At 63.9% G+C, this 26,432-nt stretch carries 22 protein-coding genes; 6 read left to right on the top strand and 16 right to left on the bottom strand.

All coding sequences use genetic code 11. From position 1 onward, the window contains the following. Positions 1-10 precede the first annotated feature (10 nt). The 4 genes from ASE63_RS12005 to ASE63_RS11990 all read right to left on the bottom strand — a co-directional run bounded on the left by ASE63_RS12005 (position 11) and on the right by ASE63_RS11990 (position 4,764). Positions 11-1,603: an MFS transporter gene (locus tag ASE63_RS12005; protein WP_056801235.1), complete on the bottom strand. Its 1,593-nt coding sequence runs from the start codon at positions 1,601-1,603 to the stop codon at positions 11-13. A 112-nt stretch (positions 1,604-1,715) separates the two neighbouring features. After that, the gene (locus ASE63_RS12000; protein WP_056801730.1) at positions 1,716-3,566 is read right to left on the bottom strand and encodes an amidohydrolase; all 1,851 of its coding nucleotides are present in this window, start codon (positions 3,564-3,566) and stop codon (positions 1,716-1,718) included. Between the two features lie 222 nt (positions 3,567-3,788). Continuing rightward, entirely contained in the window at positions 3,789-4,478 is a 690-nt protein-coding gene (locus ASE63_RS11995; RefSeq protein WP_056801234.1) for a hydrolase, read from the bottom strand. Positions 4,479-4,521: 43 nt separating this feature from the next. Beyond that, a complete protein-coding gene (locus ASE63_RS11990; RefSeq protein ID WP_156410334.1) occupies positions 4,522-4,764 on the bottom strand; it encodes a DUF1427 family protein in 243 nt (80 codons plus the stop codon). Positions 4,765-5,237: 473 nt separating this feature from the next. Here ASE63_RS11990 and ASE63_RS11985 point away from each other — a divergent pair, with 473 nt between their 5' ends. Next, positions 5,238-6,131: a LysR family transcriptional regulator gene (locus ASE63_RS11985; RefSeq protein WP_056801229.1), complete on the top strand. Its 894-nt coding sequence runs from the start codon at positions 5,238-5,240 to the stop codon at positions 6,129-6,131. Positions 6,132-6,187: 56 nt separating this feature from the next. On the opposite strand, the gene ASE63_RS11980 is transcribed toward ASE63_RS11985, so the two are convergent. After that, a complete protein-coding gene (locus tag ASE63_RS11980) occupies positions 6,188-7,981 on the bottom strand; it encodes a peptide ABC transporter substrate-binding protein (protein WP_056801728.1) in 1,794 nt (597 codons plus the stop codon). Positions 7,982-8,197: 216 nt separating this feature from the next. Here ASE63_RS11980 and ASE63_RS11975 point away from each other — a divergent pair, with 216 nt between their 5' ends. Next, on the top strand, positions 8,198-9,634 hold the full coding sequence (locus ASE63_RS11975) for an amidohydrolase (protein WP_056801228.1): 1,437 nt from the start codon (positions 8,198-8,200) through the stop codon (positions 9,632-9,634). 87 nt (positions 9,635-9,721) lie between these two features. Here ASE63_RS11975 and ASE63_RS11970 read toward each other — a convergent pair whose 3' ends face one another. From ASE63_RS11970 to ASE63_RS11945, 6 genes are all read right to left on the bottom strand, one after another. Then, complete coding sequence (locus tag ASE63_RS11970; RefSeq protein WP_244491383.1) at positions 9,722-10,498, bottom strand: SDR family oxidoreductase; 777 nt, start codon at positions 10,496-10,498, stop codon at positions 9,722-9,724. A gap of 177 nt (positions 10,499-10,675) precedes the next feature. After that, entirely contained in the window at positions 10,676-12,181 is a 1,506-nt protein-coding gene (locus ASE63_RS11965) for a tripartite tricarboxylate transporter permease (protein WP_056801224.1), read from the bottom strand. Positions 12,182-12,183: 2 nt separating this feature from the next. After that, positions 12,184-12,651: a tripartite tricarboxylate transporter TctB family protein gene (locus ASE63_RS11960; RefSeq protein ID WP_056801222.1), complete on the bottom strand. Its 468-nt coding sequence runs from the start codon at positions 12,649-12,651 to the stop codon at positions 12,184-12,186. Positions 12,652-12,721: 70 nt separating this feature from the next. Continuing rightward, on the bottom strand, positions 12,722-13,408 hold the full coding sequence (locus ASE63_RS11955; protein ID WP_162261760.1) for a GntR family transcriptional regulator: 687 nt from the start codon (positions 13,406-13,408) through the stop codon (positions 12,722-12,724). Between the two features lie 25 nt (positions 13,409-13,433). Next, positions 13,434-14,546, bottom strand: a complete 1,113-nt coding sequence (locus tag ASE63_RS11950) for an isocitrate/isopropylmalate dehydrogenase family protein (protein ID WP_056801219.1) — start codon at positions 14,544-14,546, stop codon at positions 13,434-13,436. 64 nt (positions 14,547-14,610) lie between these two features. Then, on the bottom strand, positions 14,611-15,588 hold the full coding sequence (locus ASE63_RS11945; protein ID WP_082609866.1) for a tripartite tricarboxylate transporter substrate binding protein: 978 nt from the start codon (positions 15,586-15,588) through the stop codon (positions 14,611-14,613). Between the two features lie 72 nt (positions 15,589-15,660). Here ASE63_RS11945 and ASE63_RS11940 point away from each other — a divergent pair, with 72 nt between their 5' ends. Continuing rightward, the gene (locus ASE63_RS11940) at positions 15,661-15,849 is read left to right on the top strand and encodes a hypothetical protein (RefSeq protein WP_056801215.1); all 189 of its coding nucleotides are present in this window, start codon (positions 15,661-15,663) and stop codon (positions 15,847-15,849) included. A gap of 372 nt (positions 15,850-16,221) precedes the next feature. Here the strand turns inward: ASE63_RS11940 and ASE63_RS11935 are convergent, their stop codons facing one another. From ASE63_RS11935 to ASE63_RS11915, 5 genes are all read right to left on the bottom strand, one after another. Then, positions 16,222-17,340 carry a response regulator gene (locus ASE63_RS11935; protein ID WP_056801213.1) on the bottom strand — a complete coding sequence of 373 codons (1,119 nt, stop codon included), beginning with the start codon at positions 17,338-17,340 and terminating at the stop codon, positions 16,222-16,224. Positions 17,341-17,342: 2 nt separating this feature from the next. After that, positions 17,343-17,915 (bottom strand): chemotaxis protein CheB, encoded by a 573-nt coding sequence (locus ASE63_RS11930; RefSeq protein WP_056801211.1) that lies wholly within the window; start codon positions 17,913-17,915, stop codon positions 17,343-17,345. After that, complete coding sequence (locus ASE63_RS11925) at positions 17,912-18,751, bottom strand: CheR family methyltransferase (RefSeq protein ID WP_056801208.1); 840 nt, start codon at positions 18,749-18,751, stop codon at positions 17,912-17,914. Before ASE63_RS11925 ends, ASE63_RS11930 begins: the two co-directional genes overlap by 4 nt. Next, a complete protein-coding gene (locus tag ASE63_RS11920) occupies positions 18,748-22,182 on the bottom strand; it encodes a response regulator (RefSeq protein WP_056801726.1) in 3,435 nt (1,144 codons plus the stop codon). The genes ASE63_RS11925 and ASE63_RS11920 overlap by 4 nt, the downstream gene beginning before the upstream one ends. Positions 22,183-22,420: 238 nt before the next feature. Continuing rightward, a complete protein-coding gene (locus tag ASE63_RS11915; RefSeq protein WP_056801206.1) occupies positions 22,421-22,777 on the bottom strand; it encodes a response regulator in 357 nt (118 codons plus the stop codon). On the opposite strand from ASE63_RS11915, the gene ASE63_RS27220 reads away from it, so the two are divergent. The 3 genes from ASE63_RS27220 to ASE63_RS11905 are packed head-to-tail and all read left to right on the top strand — an operon-like array spanning position 22,776 to position 26,431. Beyond that, on the top strand, positions 22,776-23,165 hold the full coding sequence (locus ASE63_RS27220; protein WP_156410313.1) for a hypothetical protein: 390 nt from the start codon (positions 22,776-22,778) through the stop codon (positions 23,163-23,165). The genes ASE63_RS11915 and ASE63_RS27220 overlap by 2 nt on opposite strands. Before the next feature lie 60 nt (positions 23,166-23,225). Beyond that, the gene (locus tag ASE63_RS11910) at positions 23,226-24,857 is read left to right on the top strand and encodes a D-aminoacylase (protein ID WP_056801204.1); all 1,632 of its coding nucleotides are present in this window, start codon (positions 23,226-23,228) and stop codon (positions 24,855-24,857) included. A gap of 20 nt (positions 24,858-24,877) precedes the next feature. Continuing rightward, positions 24,878-26,431: an ABC transporter substrate-binding protein gene (locus ASE63_RS11905; RefSeq protein ID WP_056801201.1), complete on the top strand. Its 1,554-nt coding sequence runs from the start codon at positions 24,878-24,880 to the stop codon at positions 26,429-26,431. Position 26,432 lies beyond the last annotated feature (1 nt).

Genomic DNA, 26,432 nt, shown 5'->3' with positions numbered 1-26,432 from the left:
GCCAGCCCGCTCAGAGCGGCCTGAGCATATGCCTGACGGCAGGAGGCCGATCGCCGAGATGGAAGGCCGTCAGAACCTCCTGATTGAGCCGGTCGGTGCGGGTCGTGCGCGCATGCTGGCGCTGATGCTCCAGCCAGCTTTCCACGATGAAGGCTTCGACGACACGGCCGGGCTCGGCGACATCCTCCCAGACGTCCCAGCGGATCGCGCCGTCGCGCTGACGTACGAAGCGGAATTTGCGCAAAGCGTCCACGAATTCAGCGAGCCGCGCCGGCTCCACGCGATACTCGATCTCGATCAGGACGGGCCCTCGGTCGTCCGCCGGCTGCACCGAGATCACCGGTTCCGCCCAATGGTTCGAGGGTGCGAGATCCGTGGTCGAATCCTGCGGCAGGCGCCAGCGTAAGGCGAGGACCAGCGCTGCCGCCTGCCCGACGGCTGCCACCGACAGAGCCGTAGCGACGCTGGTGCTGGCGGCCAGCGAGCCCCACAGGATGCTGCCGCCTGTCATCGCTCCCTGAAAGACGAGCAGATAGACAGCAAGCGCGCGCGCCTTCACCCATCCCGCCGAGGCCATCTGCGCCGCGACGTTCAGCGCCGTCAGCATGCCGATCCAGGCGAGGCCGGCCGCGAACATCACCGCTCCGGCGATCCAGGCATTGGGAACAAGCGCCAGCGCCAGCGTCGCCAGCGCGAAGAGCAGCGTTGCCCCGACAGAGATCGTGTTGGCGGAGATCGCCTTCCGCAATCGCTTCAGCGCGATCGCGCCCAGCACGGCGCCGGCTCCCATGCAGCCCAGCAGCGCGCCATAGCCCGCCGCGTCGAGCATCAGTCCACGTCGAGCGACGAGCGGCAGCATCGCCCATAGCCCGCTCCCGAACAGGAAGAAGCCCACCGCCCTGACCAGCACGAGCCGCATGGCGGGCGAGTGCCGGGTGTAGCGATATCCGGCCTTCAGCGCGCCGAAGAAGTGTTCCGCTGGCAGGGCGCGAACGGTTTCGGGGCGCTTCCAGGTGAACAGCACCAGAAGCACGGCCAGAACCGATATCGCATTCAAAGCGAAGACGGCGGGCGTCCCGGCAAAGGCGACGATGACGCCGCCGAGCGCCGGGCCGATCGCGCGCGAGATGTTGACGCCGAGGCTGTTCAACGCAATCGCGTCCGGCAGGGCCGGCTTGTCGACCAGTTCGGGCACGATCGCCTGGAACACCGGCGCGCTCAGCGCCGCGGCGATGCCGAGGACGAAGGTCGCCGCCAGCAGAACCTCGGGCGTGGTGAGACCCTGGGCAGTCAGGACCGCCAGGATGGCCGCGGCGATCAGGCCGAGGGTCTGGGCCGCCAGCAGCATTTTCCGCCGGTCGACGATATCGGCCATCGCCCCGGCCGGGAGGGCGAACAGGAACATCGGCAGCGTGGTCGCGGCCTGAACCAGCGCGACGAGCAGCGGGTTCGGCGACAGCGAAGTCATCAGCCAGCCCGCGCCGACATCGTGCATCCAGGTGCCGACATTCGAGATGATCGTCGCGATCCACAGCGCCCGGAAGACCGGAAAGCTCAGCGGCCCGGACGCATCAGTGGATTTCGTCGGTTGCAGCGCAGTCATGCCCGCTCCTTTTGCCCGCCTTCCGGCGGGCCAAATTCATTGAAACCGCTTCGGCCACGCCGCTTGGTTGGCGGCGCGGACGAAACTCGATCGCTGCCAGGCAGCCGCGAGGTCAGACGGCCCAGCATCCGCAGCCGAGAGCCCCCCAGAAGCTACGGGCGTCCGCGGCAGGAACATGCGCGCCGAGAGCTGCCGCATGATCATGCGCGTGCACGGCGCAGTCGTTCACGCAGCTGCAGTTCAACGCGAGCTTGGCGCGAGCTTCCTTGGTCTTGTAGTAGCCTCCGACCGTCGCGACCGGCGACCAGTCCGGCATCGGAGGTGGGAGGCCGGGGGCGCGGGACGCATGGTCGCCCTCGCCATGCACGACCTTGCCTCCGAGCACGGTGAGGACGGATCGCAGGTGGACGATGTCGCTTTCCGGCACCGAGAAATAGTCGTCCGACAACATCACGAGATCGGCAAGCTGCCCGGCCTTGATCTGCCCCTTCTTGCCCTGCTCGTTCGAAAACCAGGTGTTCGCCTCCGTCCACAGCCGCAATGCGGTCTCGCGGTCGAGGCGGTTGTGCTGCGGGTAGAGGGCCAGGCCTCCCACCGTCTTCGACGTCACCAGCCAGGACAGCGAGAGCCACGGGTTGTAGCTGGCGACACGGGTCGCATCGGTGCCGGCGCCGACGGGCACGCCTGCCTCCATCATCCTGCGGATCGGCGGGGAGCGCTCCGCCGCCTTCGCCCCGTAGCGCTCGACGAAATACTCGCCCTGGAAGGTCATGCGGTGCTGAACGGCGATGCCGCCGCCCAGCGCCGCGACCCGGTCGATGTTGCGGTCGCTGATGGTCTCGGCATGGTCGAAGAACCAGTTGATGCCGGCGAGAGGCACGTCGCGGTTGACCTTCTCGAACACGTCGAGCGCCCGGTCGATCGTTTGGTCGTATGTGGCATGCAATCGCCAGGGCCAGCGGTTCTCGGCCAGCAGACGCACCACCGGCTCGAGATCGGCCTCCATGCTGGGCGGCATGTCCGGCCGTTCGACGCGGAAATCCTCGAAATCCGCTGCGGAATAGACCAGCATTTCACCGGCACCATTGTGACGGTAGACGTCGTCGCCCTGTCCCGGCGAGACTTGCTTCACCCAGGACGAGAAGTCGGCGAGCTCATCCTTGGGCTTCTGCGTGAAGAGGTTGTAGCTGATGCGCACGGTCATCTGGCCGTCGGCGTGCAGCTTCTCGATGATCTCGTAATCGTCGGGATAGTTCTGGAAGCCACCGCCGGCATCGACCACGCTGGTGACGCCGAGCGCATTGAGCTCGCGCATGAAGTGGCGCGTCGAGTTGACCTGGTACTCCGGTGGCAAGGCCGGCCCCTTGGCCAGGGTCGAGTAGAGGATCGTGGCGTTAGGCTGCGCCAGCAGCAGGCCGGTCGGGTTGCCCGCGGCATCTCGGACGATCTCGCCGCCGGGCGGGTTCGGAGTCGCCTTCGTGTAGCCGACGACGCGCAGCGCGGCGGCATTGAGCAGGGCCCGATCGTAGAGATGCAGGATGAAGACCGGCGTGTCGGGCGCGATGGCGTTGATCTCGTCCAGCGTCGGCAGCCGCTTCTCCGCGAACTGATGCTCGGTGAATCCGCCGACCACGCGCACCCATTGCGGTGCTGGCGTGCGTGCGACCTGTGCCTTGAGCATCCCAAGTGCCTCTGACAGGCTCGGCACGCCGTCCCAGCGCAACTCCATATTGTAGTTCAGTCCGCCGCGGATGATGTGGGTATGGCTGTCGATGAGGCCGGGGATCACACGGCGCCCCTTGGCGTCGACGATCTCCGCCTCCGGTGCGGCGGCCCGGGCCTCGGCCTGGGAGCCGACGAGCAGGAAGCGCCCGTCGCGGATGGCGACGGCATCGGCGGTCGGATTCTGCCGGTCGAGGGTCGTCACCTTGGCGTTGACGATGATCATGTCCTTGCTGGCCATGACGTTCTCCTTCGCATGCGAACGGGTCGATGTGAGAAGTGCGGCGGCCGCAGCGCCCATGAGGGTCTGGCGTCGGGTGTTTTCGACCATGGTCCTTGGTTCCTCCCTTTTGCCGGAGATGATTCCGTGAGCCGGGGAAATACGTAGCCTCGACCGTGCCGCGATAGGCGTGGACGGGCCGGTGCGGCGGGACCGCCAAACCGACCCGTTGAGCGGAGCTCGTCAGGCGGCCGGCTTGGGTGCCAAGATCGGCCCGTGCGTCGCGCGCTCGGGCGCCTTGTGCACCATGGTGTAGGCGTAATCGACGCCCATGCCGTAGGCGCCGGAATGCTCCTGCACGATGGAGATGAGCGCGTCGTAGGTCTCGCGCCGCGCCCAGTCGCGCTGCCACTCCAGGAGGACCTGCTGCCAGGTCACAGGTACGACGCCGACCTGAACCATGCGGTCCATGGCGTATTTGTGCGCGTCGGCAGTGGTGCCGCCTGAAGCGTCGGCCACCATATAGATCTCGTAATCGGTGTCGGCGAGGCAGGACAGCGCGAAGGTCGTGTTGCAAACCTCGGTCCAGAGACCAGACACGACGATCTTCTTGCGCCCCCCGGCCGCGTTGGCCCCCAATGCCTCACGCACCTTCAGGTCGTCCCAGGAGTTCATCGAGGTCCGCTCCAGCACCGGTGCCTCCGGGAACACCGCGAGCAGCTCCGGATAGGTGTGGCCCGAGAAGCTTTCCGTCTCGACGGTGGTGATGGTCGTCGGGATGCCGAAGACTTTCGCCGCCTTGGCGAGGCCTACGACGTTGTTCTTCAGCAGCTGCCGGTCGATCGACTGGACACCGAAAGCCATCTGCGGCTGCTGGTCGATGAAGATGAGCTGGCTGTTCTGAGGTGTGAGGACCTGGAGCTTGCCGGACATGGATACGTTCCCTTTCGATTGATCGGAGTTGATGCAGAAGACCTCAGCCGAGGTCGTTGTTCTTCGGCGCCTTGTCGGATGGACGTAGGGCGAAGGATTTCTCGTGAAGGCATGCCTGCAGGACGTTCGCATGGCCTTTCAGCCACTGCACGCCGGCTTCGCCGGCCAGCATGCCCAGCAGGCCGAGCAGAGCGATGATCGGCGGAGCCGGTGACCGGACGGAAACGAGGCCGTAGGCCACACCGACCCCTAGCCCGACGACGAGCGAGATCAGATAGGGATGCAGCTGGCTCATGGTTGCCGCCGCGGATTCCGAAACAGCCCGATCTTCTTCGAAAACAACCCTTGTGCATTAGGCTCGGCCACCGTTGGGCAGCCGGCCCGCTGCAGGAGTCTGATCTGATCGGGCATTCGTATCGGTCCTCTATCCGGCTGCGTGATGGCCCCGAAGCTAGATACCGATGATCACCATTGCTGAGAATTCTCGGAACTGGCCCTATTGAATTGCGCAGGTCGCAATAATGGCACTCTAGCCAACCGCCTGCAGGGCTTCCGCATCATAAGGCCACGTTGAAATCCGAGCTACGGCTTTTCGCGACCAAGTCAGGCGTCTCCAGAACGGCCGCTCTCGGGCAAGGCCTCAAGGTCCGGAAGTGGCGCAAGCGTGGCCGAGCGCCTGCGCGCGCGACATAATTTGCGCTGGCATAGGCTTGGCATCATATTGGATTTGGTATCCCTCCGGCCGCTTCCGCTTCATTGATGCATGACGACCTGGCCCTTCTTTCGCTCGTCATCGAGGCAGGCAGCTTCACCCTCGCCAGCAATCGGAGCGGCATCCCAAAATCGCGTTTGAGCCGCCGGATCGACGAACTGGAAAAGCGGCTGGGCGTGCGCCTGATCGATCGATCGTCGCGCCATTTCACGGCAACACCGATCGGCATCGAGCTGGCGCGCCGCGGCGACGCCATTCGGACCGAGGGAGACCGGGCGCTCCAGACCGTCCAGGAAAGCCTTTCGAAGCCCACGGGATCGCTGAGGATCGCCTGCCCCTCTTCACTGGCCGAGCGCGCGGTCGCCGGCTTCTGCATCGCGTTCGCCATCCGCTATCCACTCGTCACCGTCACGCTCGACCTGTCGGACGGCACCAAGCCGTCCTCGATGGACAGTTACGACATCGCGATCATCGCGTCCGGCAGCGATCTAGCCGACGCGGACATGATCGCGCGCCGCATCCGGCACGCCGAATACGTGCTGGTCGCGGCGCCGTCCTGGCTGGATCGCGCTCCGGAAATCCGCGAGCCGGCCGATCTGGTCGATCTCGACGCGATCGACTGGTGGGCTGGAGAACGCCATGCGCAGTTGCGGCTTGTCTCCGACACAGGCGAGGAAGCCGATGTCCGGGTGCGCGGGCGCTTCATCACCAACAGCCTGTCGGTCGCCTATAAATCGGCACTCCAGGGGCTCGGCATGGCGCGCATTCCGATCACGCTATGCCGCGACGATCTCCGCAGTGGCCTGCTTCGCCATGTGCTTCCCGGGTGGCGGCCCCGAACGGTGTCGCTGCATGCGATCTATCGCAGCCGCCACTCTCTCCAGTTGGCCGGGCGCCTGTTCCTGGACGAACTGATGCAGCATCTGCGCGACACATCGTAACGCGTACGGGCACCCTAGTCATGCGAAGCGCGGGATGCGGCGCTTGCACTTCGGGTTCAGGCAGTATCGCGATACCAAGCCCCCAGATTCCAGGTGTCCGCATCCCAGCCCGAATGGTCGACGTTCAACCGCGTGCCGGCGGCGACCAGCCGCGTGCGCGACAGCACAGGCAGAATGACGTTGGCCTCGCAGAAGATCTCGTTGACCTTGATCAGCAGTTCGGCCCGCCTGACCGGATCGAGTTCCTTCTGGGATGCGCGATAAGCCTCGTCGGCAGCAGGGTCGGAATAGCGCGAGATATTCCGGCCCTGCCACTTGTTCTCCTTGGTCGCGATCTCCCACGACACGAACTGGTTGAGGCTCCGCTCCGGATCCGGCTGAGATTGAGACGTCGTGTACATCTGCATGTCGCAGTAGAATTTCGTGTTCGTATCCGGGTTGGCGAGATCGGATGAAAAGAACACCGAAGGCGTCACCGACTTCAGTTCGAGATCGATGCCGGCCTTCTGGCAGGCCTGCTTGATGATCGCCTGCGTCTTTTGGCGCGGGGCATTGATTGCGGTTTGGAAGACGTATTTGAGCTTCTTGCCGTCCTTCTCGCGGATGCCGTCGGCGCCCTTCTTCCAGCCGGCGTCGTCGAGGAGTTTGTTGGCCTTGTCGATGTTGAACTCGTATTTGAGCTTCGTCGATTTGAATTGCTTCGGCTCGTTGACGAAGCTCGCCGTGGCGGTGCCGCCGCGTCCGTAGATGAACTTCTGGATGGAGTCGCGGTCGATCAGCAGGTTGATCGCCGCGCGCACGGCCGGATCGCTCAGCGTCGGGTGCTTGGTCTTGACGCTGGAGCGCTCGCCGTCGACCTCGGTCCATGGGTCGGTTGTGTTGAGCGTGATGAATTCCAGATCGCCCGCCGGCGATGCGATGACGCGCCCCCGCCCCCCGTTCTCCATGCGTTTGAGGACCTCGTCCTCGACCTGGAGGTTCCAGGCATAGTCGAACTCGCCGGTCTGCAGCACGGCGCGCGCCGCCGAGACCGCGTCACCGCCTCCCTTGAGTTCGATGCTATCGAAATGCGGCTGGTTTCGGACGTGGTAGTCCTCGTTGCGCGTACCGGTGAGGATGTCGCCCGGCTTGAACTCGGCGAACTTGTAGGGGCCGGTGCCGACAGGCTTGAGATTGGCCGGGGCCTCGCGCGATCTGGCGCCCTTGTACTCGCCAAAATGATGCTTCGGGAGGATCATGCCGGCGACGCCGACGAAGGGGTCGGCCCAGAACGGCGTCGGCCTGGCGAAGACCACCTTCACCGTGAAATCGTCGATCTTCTCGACCTGGATATCCCTGTAGGCGCCGGAGGTGTACGCGGCGGTTTCCGGATCCCTCGCATATTCCCAGGTGAAGACGACGTCATCGGCAGTAAACGGCCTGCCGTCATGCCATTTTACGCCCTGCTTCAGCGTCCATACGACGCTCGTGCCGTCCTCTGACAGGCCGCCATTGGCTTTGCTGGGAACCACGGCGGCGAGCTGCGGGACGAGGTTGCCCTCCTTGTCCCACCCTGCGAGCGGCTCGAAGAAGACGCGGGAGGCGACCTGCTCCTTGGTACCCGCGGCGAAATGGGGGTTCAGCAACGTCGGGGCCTGCCAAAGCAGCATTTTTAGCGGGCCGCCGCCGCCGGCCTTGCTCGGCTTGTATTCAAGCGTCGCATTCGCCATGGCCACGTCGTTCCAGGCGAGGATCCGGCTCGCGAACGGCGCCGCAATGCCGACCCCAGCCAGTCTGCCGATGAAGGAGCGACGCGACAGCCGGCCTTCTTTCGTGTCCGCCACGAGGCGGTTGAGCTCGTCTTGCTGCATGGCTTCCATCCGCCTTGAACCCGATGATGGCTGGGGCAAGACGCGAGGAGGGCATGGCGGGTTTCGAGGGTCAACACGCCGCGGCTGGCCAATTTCAGGATCGAGCATCCTGTTTTCGTCCATTGCACGAACGCAGCGGTCCTTGCTTCAAACGAGCGCAGCTGAGGCTGGGCGTTCGGCTCTGGCCCGCTTTCGATCCGCGGCACGGAGAAGCACATGGCAAGCGAACGCAGCAATCGCACCGCCATCTCGGAGCACCTGCTCGCGGAGTTGGACGCACGCGCCGGGGACTATGCCGGCCTCGCCGACAGGATCTGGGAATATGCCGAGCTTGGATTCTCCGAGACACGCTCGGCGGCCGACCAGATCTCGACCCTCGAAGGCGAGGGCTTCCGGATCACGCGGAACATCGCGGCGATCCCGACCGCTTTCGTCGCCGAGGCCGGCGAAGGCGGCCCAGTCATCGGATTCCTTGGCGAATTCGACGCCCTCGCCAATCTAAGCCAGCTCCCGGGCCTTGCGGAGCAGAAGCCTTTGGCGGCGGATGAGCCCGGTCACGGCTGCGGCCATCATCTCCTGGGCACAGGCTCTGCGCTGGCGGCGGCTTCCGTGGCAGCCGCCCTCAAGGAGCACGGCCTGCCGGGCCGGGTACGTTACTATGCCTGCCCGGCGGAAGAAGGCGGTTCCGGCAAGGTCTTCATGGCGAGGGCAGGCGCCTTCGATGATCTCGATGCCGCGTTCAGCTGGCATCCGAGCTCGTTCTGGGGCGTCTACGCGAGCGACACCCTCGCGGTAATCCACGCCATCTTTACGTTCAGCGGCCAATCCTCCCATGCTGCGGCCTCACCCCATCTCGGGCGCAGCGCGCTCGACGCCGCCGAGCTCATGAATGTGGGCGTCAACTTCCTGCGCGAGCACATGCTTCCGGAGGCGCGGGTCCACTATGCCTTCCGGGATGTCGGCGGCATCGCCGCCAATGTCGTGCAGGCTTCCTCGGCTCTGTCCTACGTCATCCGCGCGCCGAACCTGACCGAAGTCATGAGCCTCTTCGAACGCGTCAAGGATGTCGGCCGCGGTGCCGCGCTGATGACGGGCACGCAGGTGAAGATCAACGTCGAATCCGGCGTTTCCAACGTGCTGCCGAATTCCGTCCTGGAACGGCTTCTCGACGAACAGATACGGCAGATCGGCACCACGCCTTTCGGCACCGAAGACTTCGTTGCCGCCGACGCTTTTGCCGCGACCTTCACGGCCGATCAGATCCGCCATTCGATCAAGACTTTCGGTGGGGGCGTTCCGGCCCGCCGCAGCCTTCATGACGGCATCGTCCCGTTCGACGGAAAACCGACGCGTATGCCGGTCTCGACCGATGTCGGCGATGTGAGCTGGTTGACGCCCACGGGGCGCGTCTGGGGTCCGTGCTACGCCATCGGGACCAGCTATCACTCCTGGCAGATGGTTGCGCAGGGCAAGCTGGCGACGGCCCACAAGGGCATGCTGCAGGCAGCGCGCGCCCTCGCGCTTGCCGGCCTCCATGCGCTTGGCGATCCGGAGCTGCTTCGGCAAGCCCGGGCCGAGCTCGATGAAAGGCGCAATGGCGAACCCTATACCTGCCCGATCCCGCCGGAGGTTTTGCCTGCTTTACCAATGTGAACTATTCGACGACGTCCCGTGTCAGGTGCGAGCTGGACGTCCGCTCCTGGCGCGCTCAAGCGAGTGGGGCTTGAGGATGGTAATTTCTCACTGTGCCAAGAAGCCGCCATCGACAGCGAGAGTATGCCCGGTCACCATGCCCGCGGCCGAGCTCGCCAGAAACAGGATAGCGTTGGCGACATCGTCGGTTGAAGCGAGTTGCCCCATCGGGGTCATCCGCTGAACCTCGGCCATAAGGGCGGGATCCGCCTTCAGCGTTGCGATGAAATCGGTGTCCACCCAGGTCGGCGCGACCGCGTTCACCCGTACGCCGCTACGTGCCCACTCGACGGCAAGCGCGCGCGTAAGGTTCACGATCGCGCCCTTGCTCGATTGGTAGGAGATGTTCGGATAGAGCCCGCCGCCCGACAAGCCCATGATCGAGGCCAGGTTGATGATGGCACCGGACCCCTGCGCGGTCATCAACCGTCCGGCCGTGCGACAGCATAGGAAGACACCCGTCAAGTTGATGTCGATGACGCGCTGCCAGTCGGCCAGCGAAAGCTCCGTCGTCGGCCGGCGGACGGCAAGGCCAGCATTGTTGACCAGGATATCGATCCTGCCCTTCTGCGACGCCACGGCGGCGAATGCGGCATCGACCTGGCTCTCGTCCGCGACATCCGCGATGTGAAAGGATGCAGCCGGGCCGATCGCCTCGGCCGTGCGCGCGGCCTCCGCCTCATCGCGATCGAGCAGAGCGACCTGGGCGCCGCTCGCGACGAAGAGCTCGGCCGTCCTTCGGCCGATTCCTCGCGCAGCTCCGGTGATCACAGCGACCTGGCCATCCAGGCGAAAGGGCGAGCTCGCCACATCCAGTCCACTCATGATTGTCTCCTGCACCGGATTGGAATCGGCCGTGATACGAGCCGAATCGGCTGATGGGGTAAGGCATGGACACGCCATGACGCGCGCCCCGCGCGGGGAGCGAACGGCCAGCGCGAAACTGCCGGCTGCCGCGGCCGGACGTGCCATCGCGACAGCCTCGCCGTCGACAGGGCCGCCCTATTCGGCCTCGCGGAAGACCTCGGTTCGCTTGCGCGTCAAAGTCGGGATGAAGAACGTCATGACGATCGTCGCTGCCAGGATCAGCATCGCCGCCGAAAGCGGTCGCTCGACGAAGACCCAGAGGCTGCCGTCGCTGATCAGCATCGCGCGCCGGAAATAGGCCTCGAGGGACTGCCCCAGCACAAAGCCGAGCAGCATCGGCGCGACCTCGCAGTCGAGCCTGAGCAGGATGTACCCGATCGCCCCGAACGCAGCCATCAGAAACACTCCGAAGACATCGTTCGTCACGCTGAACACGCCGACGCAGGAAATCAGGATGATCGACGGAAACAGGTAGCGATAGGGAATGCTGAGCATCTTCACCCAGACGAAGATCATCGGCAAGTTGAGCACGACGAGGATGACGTTACCGATCCACATCGACGCAACGAGGCCCCAGAACAGCTGCGGGTTGTTCGTGATCACCTGCGGACCGGGTTGGATGTTGTGCAGCATGAGGGCTCCGATCATCAGGGCCATCACCGCATTGCTCGGCATGCCCAGCGTTAGCATCGGGATGAACGAAGTCTGGGCAGCGGCGTTGTTGGCGGCCTCCGGAGCGGCGACGCCTTCGAGCACGCCGGTGCCGAAGTCGCGCGGACGCTTCGAGACCTTCTTCTCCAGCGCGTAGGCGGCGAAGGACGACAGCGTGGCGCCACCGCCGGGAAGCAGTCCGAGCAGGGAACCCAGGGCCGTGCCCCGCACGGCGGGAGCCGTCATGCGTCGAAGGTCTGCCCGGCTGGGCCATAGTCCTGAGAGCTTCTTCGTGACGAGCTGGCGGTCGTCCTGCCGGCCAGCATTGCTGATGACTTCCGCGAGACCGAACAGCCCCATCGCGAGCGCGACAAACTCGATGCCGTCGAACAGCTCCGAGAAGCCCATGGTGAAGCGCTGCCCCCCTGAGGTGATGTCGGTGCCGACGAGTCCCAGCAGGATGCCGAACAGGATCATGCAGATCGCGTGCAACACCGAACCATGCGCCAGCGCTACGGCACCGAGCAGACCCAGGACCATCAGCGAAAAATACTCTGCCGGGCCGAACTTGAAGGCCACCGAAGCCAGCGTCGGCGCGAAGGCCGCGAGCAGCACGGTCGCGACGCAGCCGGCAAAGAATGAGCTCAGCGCCGCCGTCGCGAGCGCAAGCCCGGCCTGTCCGTTCCGAGCCATCTTGTGCCCGTCGAGGCAGGTCACGACCGACGAGGACTCGCCGGGAATGTTGACCAGGATCGATGTGGTCGAGCCGCCATATTGCGAACCGTAGAAGATGCCTGCGAGCATGATCACCGCGCTCTCGGGCGGCAGGGCATAGGTCAGCGGCAGCAGCATCGCGATGGTCGGAACCGGGCCCAGACCGGGGAGCACGCCGATGGCCGTGCCGAGCACGACCCCCAAGGTCGCATAGCCCAGATTCTGCAGCGTCAGCGCTGCCTCGAAGCCGAGGACGAGATTGGCGAGAAGATCCATGTTCACCTCCCCCAGAGCGATAGCGCGGAGGGGAACGCCGTGACCGGCAAGCCCAGTCCGGCGACGAAGGCGAGATGCGCGGCGATGGCGAGGCCGAGCCCCAGCATCAGCGCCGCCCCGATGGGGAAGCCTCGGTCGGCGCGCGAAGCGAGCAAGGTGCCCGCCAGCGTGGCCAGATAGAGTCCGCCCTCGGGCAGCAGGATCGCGAACAGCAGCACCGCACCGATGATGTGGATGAAGGGCCGCCAGGCGATCGCGATCCCCCCGTCTCCCTCCAGGGCTTGTGAGCGGACCAGGCCGAGGCTGCCCAGGGCCGCTAGTGTCAGCCCGACCCAGAACGGGAAAAAGCCGCGTCCCATGCTCGCCGCCGTACCGAGCGGGTGCTGGAACCAGGACATTGCTGCAAAGCCGCCGCCGATCAGGATGAACAGCAGGCTCGACAGCGCCCGCTTGTTGAGCGTGAAAGCCACCTTGAATCCTCCCTCAGGACGCCGCGTCGTCGCGCCGGCGTCGTCATCGCCCTCTGGAGGGGCGTTATCGTCAGAGCATGCGGAGACCGGCGCGCTCGACCGCGCCGATCAGATCGTGTTCCATGCGGGTCCGCTGGCCGAGGTGGTTGGTATAGGCGCCCGGCGCATCACCGGCCGCGATCAGTTCGACCAGTTCCGCATGCGTTTCCGTCGAACGCTTCGTGACCGAGCGCAGCCGGAGCGCGACGAGGTGAGCCCGCTGCACGAAATCCCGGTGCTCGAACGCGACCGTGGCGAGACGGGCATTGCCGCAGAGCTGCAGCAGTGCGCGATGGAAGCGCTCGTCGGCCGAATGCCATTCCGGCAGTTCGCCGCCCTCGGCATCGCGCATCCCGGCAACGGCCAGCCACAGCGGCTCGATGTCTGCGGCGCCGAGGCGACGATTGACCAGAAGCGACACCGCCTGGACCTCCAGGGCAGTGATGATCTGGTAGATCTGCCGCATATCCTCGACGTTCAGAAAGGCGACGCGTGTCGCCTTTCGCGGCAGAACTTCGACATAGCCCTGAACCTGCAGCAGCCGCAGGGCGTCGCGCACGGGCGTACGGCTCATGCCGAGCCCGTGCGCGATCTTGGCATCGTCAATGAAGGCGCCCGCGGGCAGTTCATTGGTGATGATCGAGCGCTTGAGCCAACCGTAGGCACGGTCGACCAGCGAACCCGATTCCACTTCGCCTGCTGTTGCCTCGACCGACATCTGCCCGTTCCCTCGCGTGGCTGTTCTATGCCGCCGCGACCCGATGTCCGTCGAGCGCGTGCAGCACCGCATCGGTAACCGAACGGGTGCCGGCCTGGCCACCGAGATCGCGGGGCAGCATCTGCCCGCTGGAGAGCACCTGCTGCACGGCCGCGTCGATCCGGACCGCGGCTTCCACCAGAGCCCGATCCTGGTGCCGCTCGCCGAGCCAGTCGAGCATCATCGCACTGGCGAGGATCGTGCCGAGCGGGTTGGCGATGCCCTGCCCGGCGATGTCGGGCGCCGAGCCGTGAGCCGCCTGGAAGAAGCCGCGGCTGTCTCCGAGCTCGGCGGAGGGCGACATGCCCATGCTGCCGACGGTGACCGCGCCGAGGTCGGAGATAATGTCGCCGAACATGTTCTCGGTGACGATGACGTCGTAGAATGACGGGCGGCGTACCATATGGACCATCATGGCGTCGGCATAACCGAAGTCGAGTTCGACATCAGGATAGTCTGCCGCCACCTCCGTGCAGACCTTCCGAAAGAAGGCATAGCTGCGCAGGACGTTCGCCTTGTCACAGACCGTGACGCGCTTCTTGCCGTCGAACGGCGCACCATTGCGCTTGCGGGCGAGCTCAAAGGCCTTGCGGGCGATCCGCTCGACCCCTTTGCGGGTCATTACGACCGTGTCGGTGGCGACCTCGCCGCGTACGCTCACGCCGCCGCCACGGCTCGCATAGAGTCCTTCGGTGTTCTCCCGCAGAATAATGTAGTCGATATCCTTCGGCTCGACGTCCTTGAGGGGCGAACTCACGCCGGGATGAAGCTTGATCGGCCTGACATTGGCGTAGAGGTCGAGGCGGAAACGCAGCTGCAAGCCGAACTCGATGCCGGCTTCGGTGCCATCCGGATAGACCACCCCAGGAATGCCGGCGGCGCCGTGCAGAATGGCATCGGCCGCCTTGCAAGCTTCGAACGTCTCTTCGGGCAGCGCTGTGCCGGTCTTGAGGAAGTGCTCGGCGCCTGCGGGATAGTCCGTCAGCTTGAAGCGATCGCGGCCGGCCGCCGCGCAGATGGTTTCGACGGCTGCCGAGCAGACCTCGGGGCCGATGCCGTCGCCTGGCACGACGGCGATGTTGTAAGTCTTCGACACCATGACATTCCTTCGATGAGAGAAGTATGGCGAGCCGTCCGGCCGCCATGATTGTGGCAATGGAGGCTCAGTTGGTGGCCTTTAGGCCGGCCTTGCGGATGATCTCGCCGTAGCGGTCGTATTCCTCGCGGTTGAACCGCTCGAACTCGGCGGTGTTCATCACCTTGACGGTGCCGCCGAACGCCTCGATGCGCTTCCTGAAATCGGGGTCCTCGAGCGCCTTGGCGAGCGTGGCGTTGAGCTTCTCGACGGTCGGACGCGGCGTCCCGCCGGTGGTATAGAGCGCGTACATCGTCTGCATCTCGACCTGCGGATAGCCCGCCTCGCGGATCGTCGGGACATCGGGCATGTCAGGCAGGCGCTCCGGCGAGGTCACTGCGATCGGCTTCAGATTGCCGGCCTTGATCTGGGCAGTCGCGGCCGGGACCGTGTCGAAGGTCATCTGGATGACACCGGAGATGATGTCGACCTGCGTCGGCGCGGCGCCCGGATAGGGCACGTGCACGGATTTCACGTCGGCGGCCATGTTGAACTGTTCGGCCAGGATGACGTGGGTCGTGCCGAAGCCGGACGAGCCGTACTTCACCTTGCCGGGGTTCGCCTTCATGTACGCGACGAGCTCGGCCACCGTGTTGACGCCCATGTCCTTGTTGATGACGAGGACGTTGGGAACGAGCGTGATCAGGCCGACGGGCTGCAGATCCTTGAGCGTATCGTAATCCAGCTTGAGCAGGTGCGGCGCGATCGAGACCGGCGTGCTCGCCGCGACGAACAGCGTGTGCCCGTCGGGCTTCGCCTTCGTCGTCGCCGCGGCGCCGATCGTGTTGGAGGCGCCCGGCCGGTTCTCGACAACCACCGAGCGGCCGAGCAACTGCGAGAATTTCTGCGAGATCAGCCGTCCGATCGCGTCGCTGCCGCCGCCGGGATTGGCGCCGACCATGATGGTGACCGTGCGGGACGGATACCCTTCCGCGTGAGCCGCAGTGGCCAGCGCGGCGCCCGCGGCCACCATCGCGAGAGCGAGACGCAGCATTTTAGAGGTCATGAATTTCTCCCTGGCATTTCTCTCTTCCCACTCTACGGCAGGTCTGATGTATGACGTGATATTTCAATTAGAATGTCAAGCAACCTGCAGCGTGGCGGTCCGAGTGAGCAGCACGAATATGCCGTCGCGCTCTTGGTCAGGCCGCCAGTGCCGGTGATGTCGCCGGTCATGAGCAGGGACTGGTCGAAATCGACCGCGAAAGTGCCGCCGCCGGCGTCCAGCGTCACATTGCGCGCCGAGCTGAAGCTGCTGCTGACCTGAAGCGTGCCACCGCCGAAGGCGAGCCCGCCGGAGGCGTCGCCGAGATTGGCATCGGTGGGCTGGGCGAAGGCAGCGTGCCGGAATCGATGACGATGCCGCCGGTCAGGCCGGACGTGCCGTTGACGAAGGTCAGGCGGTTGTCGCCGCTGGTGAAGCGAGGACTTTTACGACATGTGCGAGGAGCTTGCCGAGGCGCAACTGGCGCTGCGCATGGCCTCATTGGCTAGGTAGCCGAAACCGGGGAGTGCGGAGCACGCAATTGGTGCCCCCCGACTTTGGGCCAGTGCGAGCTGGAATTTTCCGGGGTTAGGGCTCATGCCGGCAGGGGCGCCGGAGAGCCATGAGGGCCCCTCGATAGGAGACGTCACGGCTTCAGTGCGCGAGCCTTGCCAGTGGAATTTGAAGCGTAAGGGAAAGCCCATCAGCTTTCCAATCTCGTGAAATCGCCCCACCCATACCCTTCAGCAGCGCCTTTTCGAGGATCGATCCAAATCCCTCGGGCAAGCCCAACCCGGACTTGGGAGCCGGCCCGCGCTCCTCCCATTTCACATGGAGAAGATCGCCTGCCGCATCGACATCTATGGTCAATCGACCCGCGGGCGTGGAAAGGGCGCCGTATTTTGCGGCGTTCGTCGTCAGCTCGTGAAGCAGAAGTGCGAGGGACGTCAACACATTGCCCGAGAGCTGAATGTCAGAACCAGTGATCGCAATTCGCGAGCCCTGCTCATGTTCGTGGGGCGCCAGGATGGCGCGCGTCAAGGCCAATACGGTCGTTGCATTTTCCGAAGTCCCGTTTTGGCTCAGATCGGGCAAGGTCAGCTCGTGAGCACGTCCGAGCGCCTGCAGCCGCGATTTCAGATCGGTCGCAAGTTCCTCTGCGCTTTTCGCCGTCTTGGCACTGAGGGAGATCAGTCCTGCCGTTACGCTGAAGAGATTTTTGATGCGATGATTGATCTCACGTAGGAGGACGTCTTGCTGCGCCCGCGCATTCTCATGCAGGTTGATATCCTGCGTCAGAGCGAGGAGGAATTCGTCCTTGCGCTGCCCTGCTTCCTCGAGGATTTTGGTCTGCGCCGCCAGCTCGTCGCGTTGGGCCGCGATCTGCTGCCGCTGCCGGTAAAGTTCAAAGAATACGTCGGCCTTGCTGCGTAGAATGTCGGGCTCGATGGGCTTTTGCATGAAATCGACGGCGCCGGCTTCATAGCCGCGAAAGCGGCGTTGACGATCGGCGCTGCCAGCGGTCACGAAAATAATCGGGATGCGTCGAGTGCGCTCGTTGCCGCGCATCAACTCGGCCAATCCGAAGCCATCCAGGCCAGGCATCTGAACGTCGACCAATGCCAGTGCGACATCGTTCGTAAGCAGTAACTCAAGTGCCTCGTCGCCGGACCGCGCCGTTAGAAGCTTAAGGCCGTCGCGCCGCAACAGGGCTTCGAGTGAGAGCAGATTTTCCTCGAGGTCGTCGACCAGCAAGAAAGAAACGGGACCCAAGGTCAACCTCCAAACTTTTTCAGGCATGCTGCCAGCGCGTCGAGTGACATGACCTGCGCGCTGGGGCAGGCTGCGATGGCAGCTTCGGGCATGGTCGATGCAAAGGCGCCAGCCGGACTTTGGACGAGCGCCAAACCTCCGGCTTCGACAATCGCCTTCAATCCCCTAGCTCCATCCTGATTGGCACCGGTCAAAATGATGCCGATCAACGCTGAACCGTAGGTATCAGCCGCACTTTCGAACAGGACATCGATCGACGGCCTGGAAAAAAGAACGGCCTCGTCGCTGGAGAGCGCCAGGCTCTTATCCACCTCGATCAGGAGGTGATAGTCAGGGGGCGCGAAAAAGACCGTGCCCGCACTGATCGGTTCCTTGTCTTCGACTTCGCGAACCGGAACCTGGCACTTGGCCTGAAAGAGTTCGGTCAACATGCTTCGCTTGTTCGGCGGCACGTGGACGACGACGATCACCGGGAGGCTGAATCCCACAGGCAGTGCGGGCAGGATCACCGACAAAGCTTCGAGCGCGCCTGCGGACGCGCCGATCACCACGGCCTCGGCTTGCCTTGAGTTCATGCGCCGCGCCTTTGATAGATCTTCTCTTCGCGGATGAAATCCTTGAAGGCTCCCGCATGCTGCGAGAAGCGCAAGCTTTCCTTCGCGCCCAATCCAAGGAAGCCGCTCCGTGAGAGCGAGTCCTTGAAGAGCCCGAGCGCGCGATCCTGGAAGGAGCGATCAAAATAGATCAGCACGTTCCGGCACGAGATCAGCTGCATTTCGGCAAAAACCGCATCCGTCACCAAACTATGGTCAGAAAAAACGACATTGCGGCGCAGAGTTTTGTCGAACGAAACTTTGCCGTAGGCTGCATGATAATAGTCGGAAAGCGACGATTTCCCCCCGGAATTCCGATGGTTCTCAGTGAAAAGTGGCACCCGATCTATCGCGAAAACGCCTGCCTCCGCCGAACGAAGCGCGTCCTGATTGATGTCGGTCGCATAGAACAGCGTCCTCTCCTCGAGACCTTCCTCCCTGAACAGGATGACCAGGGAATATAGTTCCTCTCCGCCGCTGCAACCGGCGACCCAAACCTTGAGAGAGGGGTAGGTCCGCAGATGTGGCACGACCTTCTCCCGGATGGCTCGAAAGTAGGTCGGATCACGGAACATCTCGCTGACCTGAACGGTCAGGTATCCGAGAATTCGCGGCAGCATGGCCGCATCGTGTAGCAAGCTTTCTTGCAACGCAGAAAAACTGGCAAATCCCAGCTGGTCCCGCCCCTGTTTGAGGCGGCGCTTGATCGAAGCCATCGCATAATTTCGAAAATCATAGTGATATCGAGAGTATAGCGCCTCAAGCAACAGCCGGATCTCGATATCCTCGATCTTCTCGATAGCGACAGTCTCTTTCATCGGGGCATCCAGACCCGTACTAGCGACAGAAATTTCTCCACATCCAGCGGCTTTGCCATGTAGTCGTTCGCACCGGCCTCGATGCACCGCTGCTGATCGTCGGGCATTGCTTTCGCGGTCAGGGTGATGATCGGCAGTTTGGTCCACTGCGGGTTCTTGCGGATCTCGCGGGTGGCGGTGAGCCCGTCCATGACCGGCATCATGACATCCATGAGGACGAGATCGATTCGGGGCCCTGGCTGGTTCGTGGACTTCTCCAGAGCAGCCAGCGCCTCTTTGCCATTGCGAGCGATCTGGATGATCGCGCCACGGGGCTCGAGAATGTTGGTCAGCGCGTAGACATTGCGAACATCATCCTCAACCACGAGGATACGCCGTCCCTCCAGCAAAGCGTCCCTGCTTCTCGCCTTGCGGATCATTCTCTGCTGCTCGTCCGGCAACTCGGAAACGACCTGATGCAGGAAGAGGCTGACTTCATCGAGCAGGCGTTCCGGCGACTTTGCCCCCTTGATGATGATCGACTTCGAATAGCGGCGCAGCCGCTGCTCGTCATCCGCCGAAAGCTCGCGACCGGTGTAAACGATGACCGGCGGAAAGGCGTAGGCGCTTTGCTGGCTGAGCGTCTCCAGGAGCGCGTAGCCGGACGCATCGGGAAGCGACAGGTCGAGCACCATGCAGTCGAATGTCTGCTCTTTAAGCCGCTCGAGACATTCGGCCGCGGTAGCGGCAGTCACGGTCTCGACGTCGTGAGACGTCAGCAGTCTTGCGACGGCCTCGCGCTGCACCGAATCATCCTCGACGATGAGGACGCGATGCATCTTCTGGGACAGTTTGTTCTCGAGCTTCGCAAGAACGTCGACCAGCTGCTCCCGTTGGACCGGCTTCGTAACATAGCCGACGGCGCCCAGCGAGAACGCGGTTTCGGCGTGGTCTCCGGCTGAGACGATGTGAATGGGAATATGGCGGGTTTGAACGTCACGCTTGAGCCGATCGAGGACGGAAAGCCCGGACTGGTCCGGCAAACCGACGTCGAGAATGATCGCATTGGGCATGAACTCCCTGGCCAGGCCGAGCGCCTCGTGGGCCGTGCCTGCGACCAGGGATCGGAAACCCATTTCCCGAGAGAGATCACGCAGGATGCTGGCGAAGGAGTCGTCATCTTCAATGACGAGGAGGACGCGCTTGGCATCGGATGGCGCGTCGCGGTCATCCTCGACCTTGCGCTGGCGAACCGGCACCGCTGCGCGGGGCGCTTCCTGGTTTGATGGCGCAGGCGCGATTGAAGGGGCTTCGCGTGGCAGCCGCGGACCGACCTTCGCCGGATCGTAGGATTCGGGGATGGTAAGGGTGAAGGTGCTACCTTGGCCCTCACGGCTCTCGAGATGGATCGAGCCGCCCAGCAAGCGGACGAGCTGTCGCGAGATCGAAAGGCCCAGACCGGTGCCGCCGAACTTGCGACTGATGGTGCTATCGGCCTGGTGAAATGCCTCGAAGACGCTTCGCTGCTGGTCGTCGGCGATGCCAATGCCTGTATCCGAAACGGACAGGGCCAGTTGGCCGTCGCCGGCTCTCCGGATCAAGACGCCGACCTGCCCGCGCTCGGTAAACTTGAAGGCGTTCGACAAGAGATTCTTCAGGACCTGTTCCAGCCGCTGCAGGTCGGTTTCGATGTGAGAGGGGCAGTCCGCCTCAACCTCCACAACAAAATTCAGCTTCCTGTCCTGAGCCACAGGCTCAAATGTCTGCCGTAGATTCCCGGCCAGCCGCTCGATCGAGACCGATTCCGACCTGATGTCCACATGGCCGGCCTCGATTTTGGAAAGATCGAGGATATCATTGATTAGATTAAGCAAGTCATTGCCGGACGATTGGATGGTCTTGGCATACTTGACTTGCTCGTCCGTGAGATTGTCATCCGGATTATCAGCAAGGAGCTTGGCGAGGATAAGCGATGAGTTGAGCGGCGTTCGCAGCTCGTGCGACATGTTGGCGAGAAAGTCCGATTTGTACCGGCTTGCCTGCTCGACTTCTCGCGCCTTGAGCTGCATGGCGGCATTGATCCGCTCCAGATCATCGCGTTGCCTCTCCAATTGGAGGGTTTGCTCCTCCAACTGCGAATTGTTCTGTTCGAGTTCGGCCTGCTGCTGTTCGAGCCGCGCCTGGGACTCCTTGAGCGCGCGGCTCTGCTCCTCCAGCTCTTCGTTTGAAACGCGCAATTCCTCGCTCTGGGTCTGCAACTCCTCCGACTGACGCTGTGTCTCCTCGAGGAGATTTTGAAGCTCGTCGCGATAGTCCGCCGAACGGATCGCGACTGCCACCGTTTCAGAGGCAAGCTGGAGCAGAGCCATGACACGTTCGTCGACGGGACGAAGAAAACCCAACTCGATGACCGAATTGACTGAACCGTCGACACTGCCGGGCAGAATGGCCAAGTGTTTCGGCTTATCCTGGCCCAAGGCCGAGCCGAATGCGAGATAACCTGAGGGAACCTCACCAATGAGCATCGGACGATTGTCGGCGGCGGCCTGACCCAGCAAGCCTTCTCTCAGTTTGAACTGCGCTGCGATTGCTGCATTAGCGGGAACGCCGTAGGTCGACGCGCGCCGAAAACCCTTGTCGCCCCCGACGAAGAGCGCCCCGGCGACAGCGCCCAGATACCGCGCCAGGAACTCGAGAATGCCGCTGCTGAGTTCCTCTACATGCTGGCTCCCCAACACCGCGGTAGCCAATCCAGTCTGGCCCGCCTGAATCCATTCCTCCCGCCGGCGCGCGAGAGTGGCTCTGCGGATCAAAACGCCGATCGTTGCCGTGAGAAGAAGGCCGAGAAGCCCCGAGAGAAGGCTGGTGGCCAGCGCGGTCTTCTGGACGTCGTTCATTTCGATGAGGCGGATAGCGCGGGTTTCTGCCTCCACCCGGGAAACGGATGCCACGTGCGCACGGATCGCGTCCATTTCAGCTTTTCCGCGGTCCGAATTCACGACTGCCAGCGCCGCTTCAGGGCCCTGGGTTCTCTGCAGTTCGATCGTCTCCTTGAGCTCCGCGAGCTTGGCGCCGACATGGCCCCGCAACGCGTCGACCCTCAGCTTCTGCGCGGGGCTGTCGCTTGTTAGCTGAGCGATCTCATCGAGTTGCTGCGGAATTGCCAGCACCGCGGCGTTGTAAGGCGAAAGGTATCTCTCGTTGTTCGTCAATAGGAAGCCGCGCTGCCCGGTCTCTGCGTCTTGCGTGTTCGACAGCAGTCTCTCAAGCGCGATGATCACCTGATGTGTCTGGGCGATCCGTTCATTACCCACTCGCAGGGCTTGCAGATTGAAATACGCAATGACGCCGCTGATCAGGAAGAACGCGAGCGCGCCGGCAAGGCCTAGTGTGACAAGCGGCTCGAGGCCTAAGGTCCTCTTCGAGTGATCGGGCATACGAACCTGTTTCATATACACTCTCATCAACCAGAAGGACCAAGCCGACGGGCATAGCCGAGCAGCTCGATCGACGCCAGCCCGAGGCACGGCTTGCTCAATGGAGCTGCCTGTTTGTCCAGATGGGCTTTGAAACGGCTGAGCTCGAGCGCGCGGCCGGCATCAGGCGGAGTGCCTTCTGATCCGAGCCGACCGAGATCACCCCTGCAGCAACTTGGGAGCATGACTTCAACGGACGCCCCAGGCCGGCCGCTCAGTCAGTCGGCCTCAAGGCGTCGATCAACTCGGCTGCCCCATATGGCTTTTGGAAATAGCGAACGTTCGGCGGCAACTCGCCCGCGCGCGGCGCGACACGCCCACTTGCGACGACGATCACGATAGGCGGCCAACCGAGCCGCACGGCGTGCGCGAGGGCTATGCCGTTCATGGAACCAGGCATCTCGATGTCCGTGAACACGACGGCGATGTCGTGGCGGCTGTTCAGGACGGCGATTGCCTCGTCGGCATGGGCGGCCTCGATCACCTCGAAGCCCGCATCCTCAAGAAAATCGGCCGCATCCATTCGGAGGATGGGCTCGTCCTCAACAATCAACACGACAGGTTTTGGCATGGCCGACTTTCAAGTGTCACGACGAGCCAACTGCCGCCAGCGATCATTGTTGCGCTCGATTCGAAAGAATTGTCCGGACTACTCGCTCAGCCATCCGTTTGCCGACAGCGCCTATGACACAGCCAAGCTGATGGACAAGGCGGCATTCCTCGACTTCGTCATCGAGATCGTCCGTCAGATCGACGGCGAGTCGGCTTCAAGGCTCTGCCGCGGCGCTGAGTGGACCGAGCTTCGGCTGGATGCCACGCTGGCGCCGCCTCGCCCGCGACCACGAGGCACGCATCGCCGTCTGCGGAGGCGATGTTCCAGCTTGCCGTGGGAAGCCTCACCTTACGCCGCGCCGCCCACTGAACCATTTCCAAACTGCCTCTTGGCGATAGGCATTTGACATTCCCGCAACGCCTCGCATAATCGCTTTAGGGACATTAACGGACATTTCTGTAAATCGATGCTCGAGCGTAAATTCATCAATGCCCGGATTATGGATGGCACCGGCTCGCCCTGGTTTCGCGGCGAGGTCGCTGTGGCCGAGGGGCGCATCGCCGAAGTCGGCCGGAACATCGAAGGCGAGGCCCGCGAGATCATCGACGTCGCCGGGCGCGTCCTGTCGCCGGGCTTCATCGACGTGCACACCCATGACGATCTGGCGGTGCTGCGCGATTCAAGCCATGCTCCCAAACTGCTGCAGGGGGTGACCTCGGTCGTGCTCGGCAATTGCGGCTTCGGCGGCAGCCCGTCGACCCGGGAGCGTCGTGACGACCTCGTCCGCTATGCCGCGCCCGTGCTCGGCCCGATGCCCGGCGCCGGTGCCTGGCACGCGTTCGGCGACTATCTCGACGCGCTCTCGTCGGCGCCGAGTTCCGTCAATGCCGTCTCCCAGGTCGCGCATGGCGCGGTGCGCATCGCGGTCATGGGCTTCGAGAACCGCCCCGCCACGCCGGCGGAGGTCGAGCGCATGTGCGCGATGGTACGGGAAGCGATGGAGGCCGGCGCGATCGGCCTGTCATTCGGCCTGCTCTACGCGCCGGGCTGCTTCGCCGATCGGCGCGAGTTGGTCGCGGTCGCGACGACGGCGGCACGCGCGGGCGGCATCCTGAACTGCCATATCCGCACCGAGGGCGACACGCTGCTCGACTCCCTCAACGAGGTGATGGACATCGCCGAGGCGGCCGGCGCGCCGCTTCATGTCAGCCATCTCAAGGTCGTCGGAAAGCACAACTGGGGCACGATCGGCCGCGCGCTCGACCTGATCGCCGGCCGCCGGGCACGCGGGCTCGACGTTACCTGCGACATCTACACCTACACCGCAGGCAGCAGTACGCTGCTCTCGGTCCTGCCGCCCTGGGTCTCTGCCGGCGGCGGCAACGAAGTGCTGGCGCGCCTCGCCGACCCGGCCGCGCGCGAGCGCATCCATCGCGACATGGCCGGCAATCTCCCCGGCTGGGACAACTTCGCCGGCATGTTGGGCTGGGACCGGGTGGTGATCTCCGGCGTCGATACCGAGGCGAACCGCGGCCTCGAGGGCCGCAACATCGAGACGATCGCGGCGGAGCGCGGCCAGCACCCGATCGACTGCATGCTCGACATCCTGCTCGAAGAGAGCGGCCGCGTGACCATGATCCTGCACCAGATGTCGGACGAGGATGTGAAGTCGGTGCTGCGCTCCGATTTCGCCATGGTTGGCTCGGACGGCATTCCGCTCGAAACCGGCAAGGTCCATCCGCGCCATTACGGCACATTCCCCCGCATGATCGCCCACTATGTCCGCAAGGAGCGGATCATGTCGGTCGAGGAGGCCGTGCGGAAGATGACCTCGATCTCCGCTCCGCGCTTCGGGCTCGCGCAGCGCGGCGTGATCGCCAAGGGCGCCTTTGCCGACCTGCTCGTCTTCGACGACGGGGCCATCGCCGACACGGCGACCTTCGAGGATCCGCGGCGTCATCCGGTCGGCCTCGACGCCATCTACGTCAACGGGCGGCTCGCCGCCGAGGGTGGCGTTCCGTCGGCGGAGCGCGCCGGGCAGCTGATCCGGCATCGCTGTGCCTGCTGCACGCCGCAGCCGTCCTACGCCTGCAATTGAGAAGAAACGGGAGGAAGACCATGACGTTTGGAAGGATCACGCGCCGGGCAGCCGTCGCCGGCCTCGCGGCCACGTTCGGAGCCGCAGGCCTGCCGGCCTTCGCACAGGCCAAGAAGGGCGGCGTCCTGAACGTCGCCATCACCGGCGAGCCGCCGACGCTCGACGCGCATCATTCCACGGCCTTCATCACCCAGTCGGTCGGCTGGCACATCTATGAAGGACTCTTCACGCTCGACGCCAAGTACGACGCCGTCCCGATGCTGGCCGAGAGCGTCGCCTTCGACGAAGCCCGCAAGACCTATGTCATCAAGCTGCGCGCCAATGTGCCGTTCCATGACGGCTCGATCCTCGGTGCCGACGACGTCGTCGCCTCGCTCGAGCGCTGGGGCCGCAAGTCGAATTACGGGCGCATGATGTTCACCAATGTCAGCGGGCTGAAGCAGGTCGACGGGCTGACGGTCGAGATCGCGCTCAAGGAAGCTTCGCCGGTCGTGCCGATGATGCTCGCCTTCCCGAACCAGCAGGCCGCGATCTATCCGAAGAGCGTCATCGACAAGTTCGGCGACAACGAGATCCGCAGCTACATCGGCACCGGTCCGTTCCGCTTCAAGGAGCACGTCCCGGACCGCCACCTGATCCTGGCCCGCTTCGACAAATATGCCGCGATCGGGGGCGAGGCCGACGGTATGGGCGGGCGCCGCGAAGCCCATTTCGACGAGTTGCGCCTCGTCCCGACGCCTGAGGTCTCGGTGCGGCTCGACGGCGTCCAGACCGGCATCTACGACATCGCGGATCAGGTGAGCCAGGACATGCTCCCGATGATCAAGATGTATCCGAATGTCGAGCCGCTGGTGACCAAGCCCTATTGGTGGACCATGGCGGTGTTCAACAAGAAGCGCGCGCCGTTCAACGACGTGCGCGCCCGCCAGGCCTTCGTGCTCGGCGTCGCCAACAAGGACGTGATGGGCGCGGCCTTCGCCTCGGAGGAGTTCTACCGGCTCGATCCGGGCATCCTCTTCCAGGAGCAGAAGCAGTGGTGGAGCAAGGCCGATGGCGGGCTCTACAACAAGCACGACGTCGCCAGAGCAACGGCGCTGCTCAAGGAATCGGGCTATGCCGGGCAGCCGATCAAGTGGCTGACGACGCGCGAATACGACTTCATGTACAAGAACGCACTGGTCGCGGTCGAGCAACTCAAGGCCGTCGGCTTCAACATTCAGCTCGAGGTCGTCGACTGGGCGACCATCGTCCAGCAACGAAACAACCCCGAAGCCTACGACATCTTCAGCGGGGCGACGACGTTCACGCCGGATCCCGGCGTCTGGCCGTGCTTCGATTCCGCCTGGCCGGGTTTCTGGGTCGATGCGCGCAAGGACGAGCTCGTCCGCCAGCTCAACACCGAGATGGACACCAAGAAGCGCTACGGCGTCTGGGAAGAGCTGCAGGACCATTTCTGGCAGCAGGCGCCGATGGCCAAGTTCGGGGATTTCTTCATCCTCGGCGTCAAGAGCGCCGAGCTGAAGAATGTCGCGGCGACGCCGTTCCCGTTCTACTGGAACGCCTGGAAGCAGTAAG

The sequence above is a fragment of the Allobosea sp. Root381 genome (genome assembly GCF_001429395.1).
Taxonomy (GTDB): domain Bacteria; phylum Pseudomonadota; class Alphaproteobacteria; order Rhizobiales; family Beijerinckiaceae; genus Allobosea.
The sequence above is the reverse complement of the archived record's forward strand: the minus strand, read 5'-3'. Positions and strand labels throughout refer to the sequence as shown.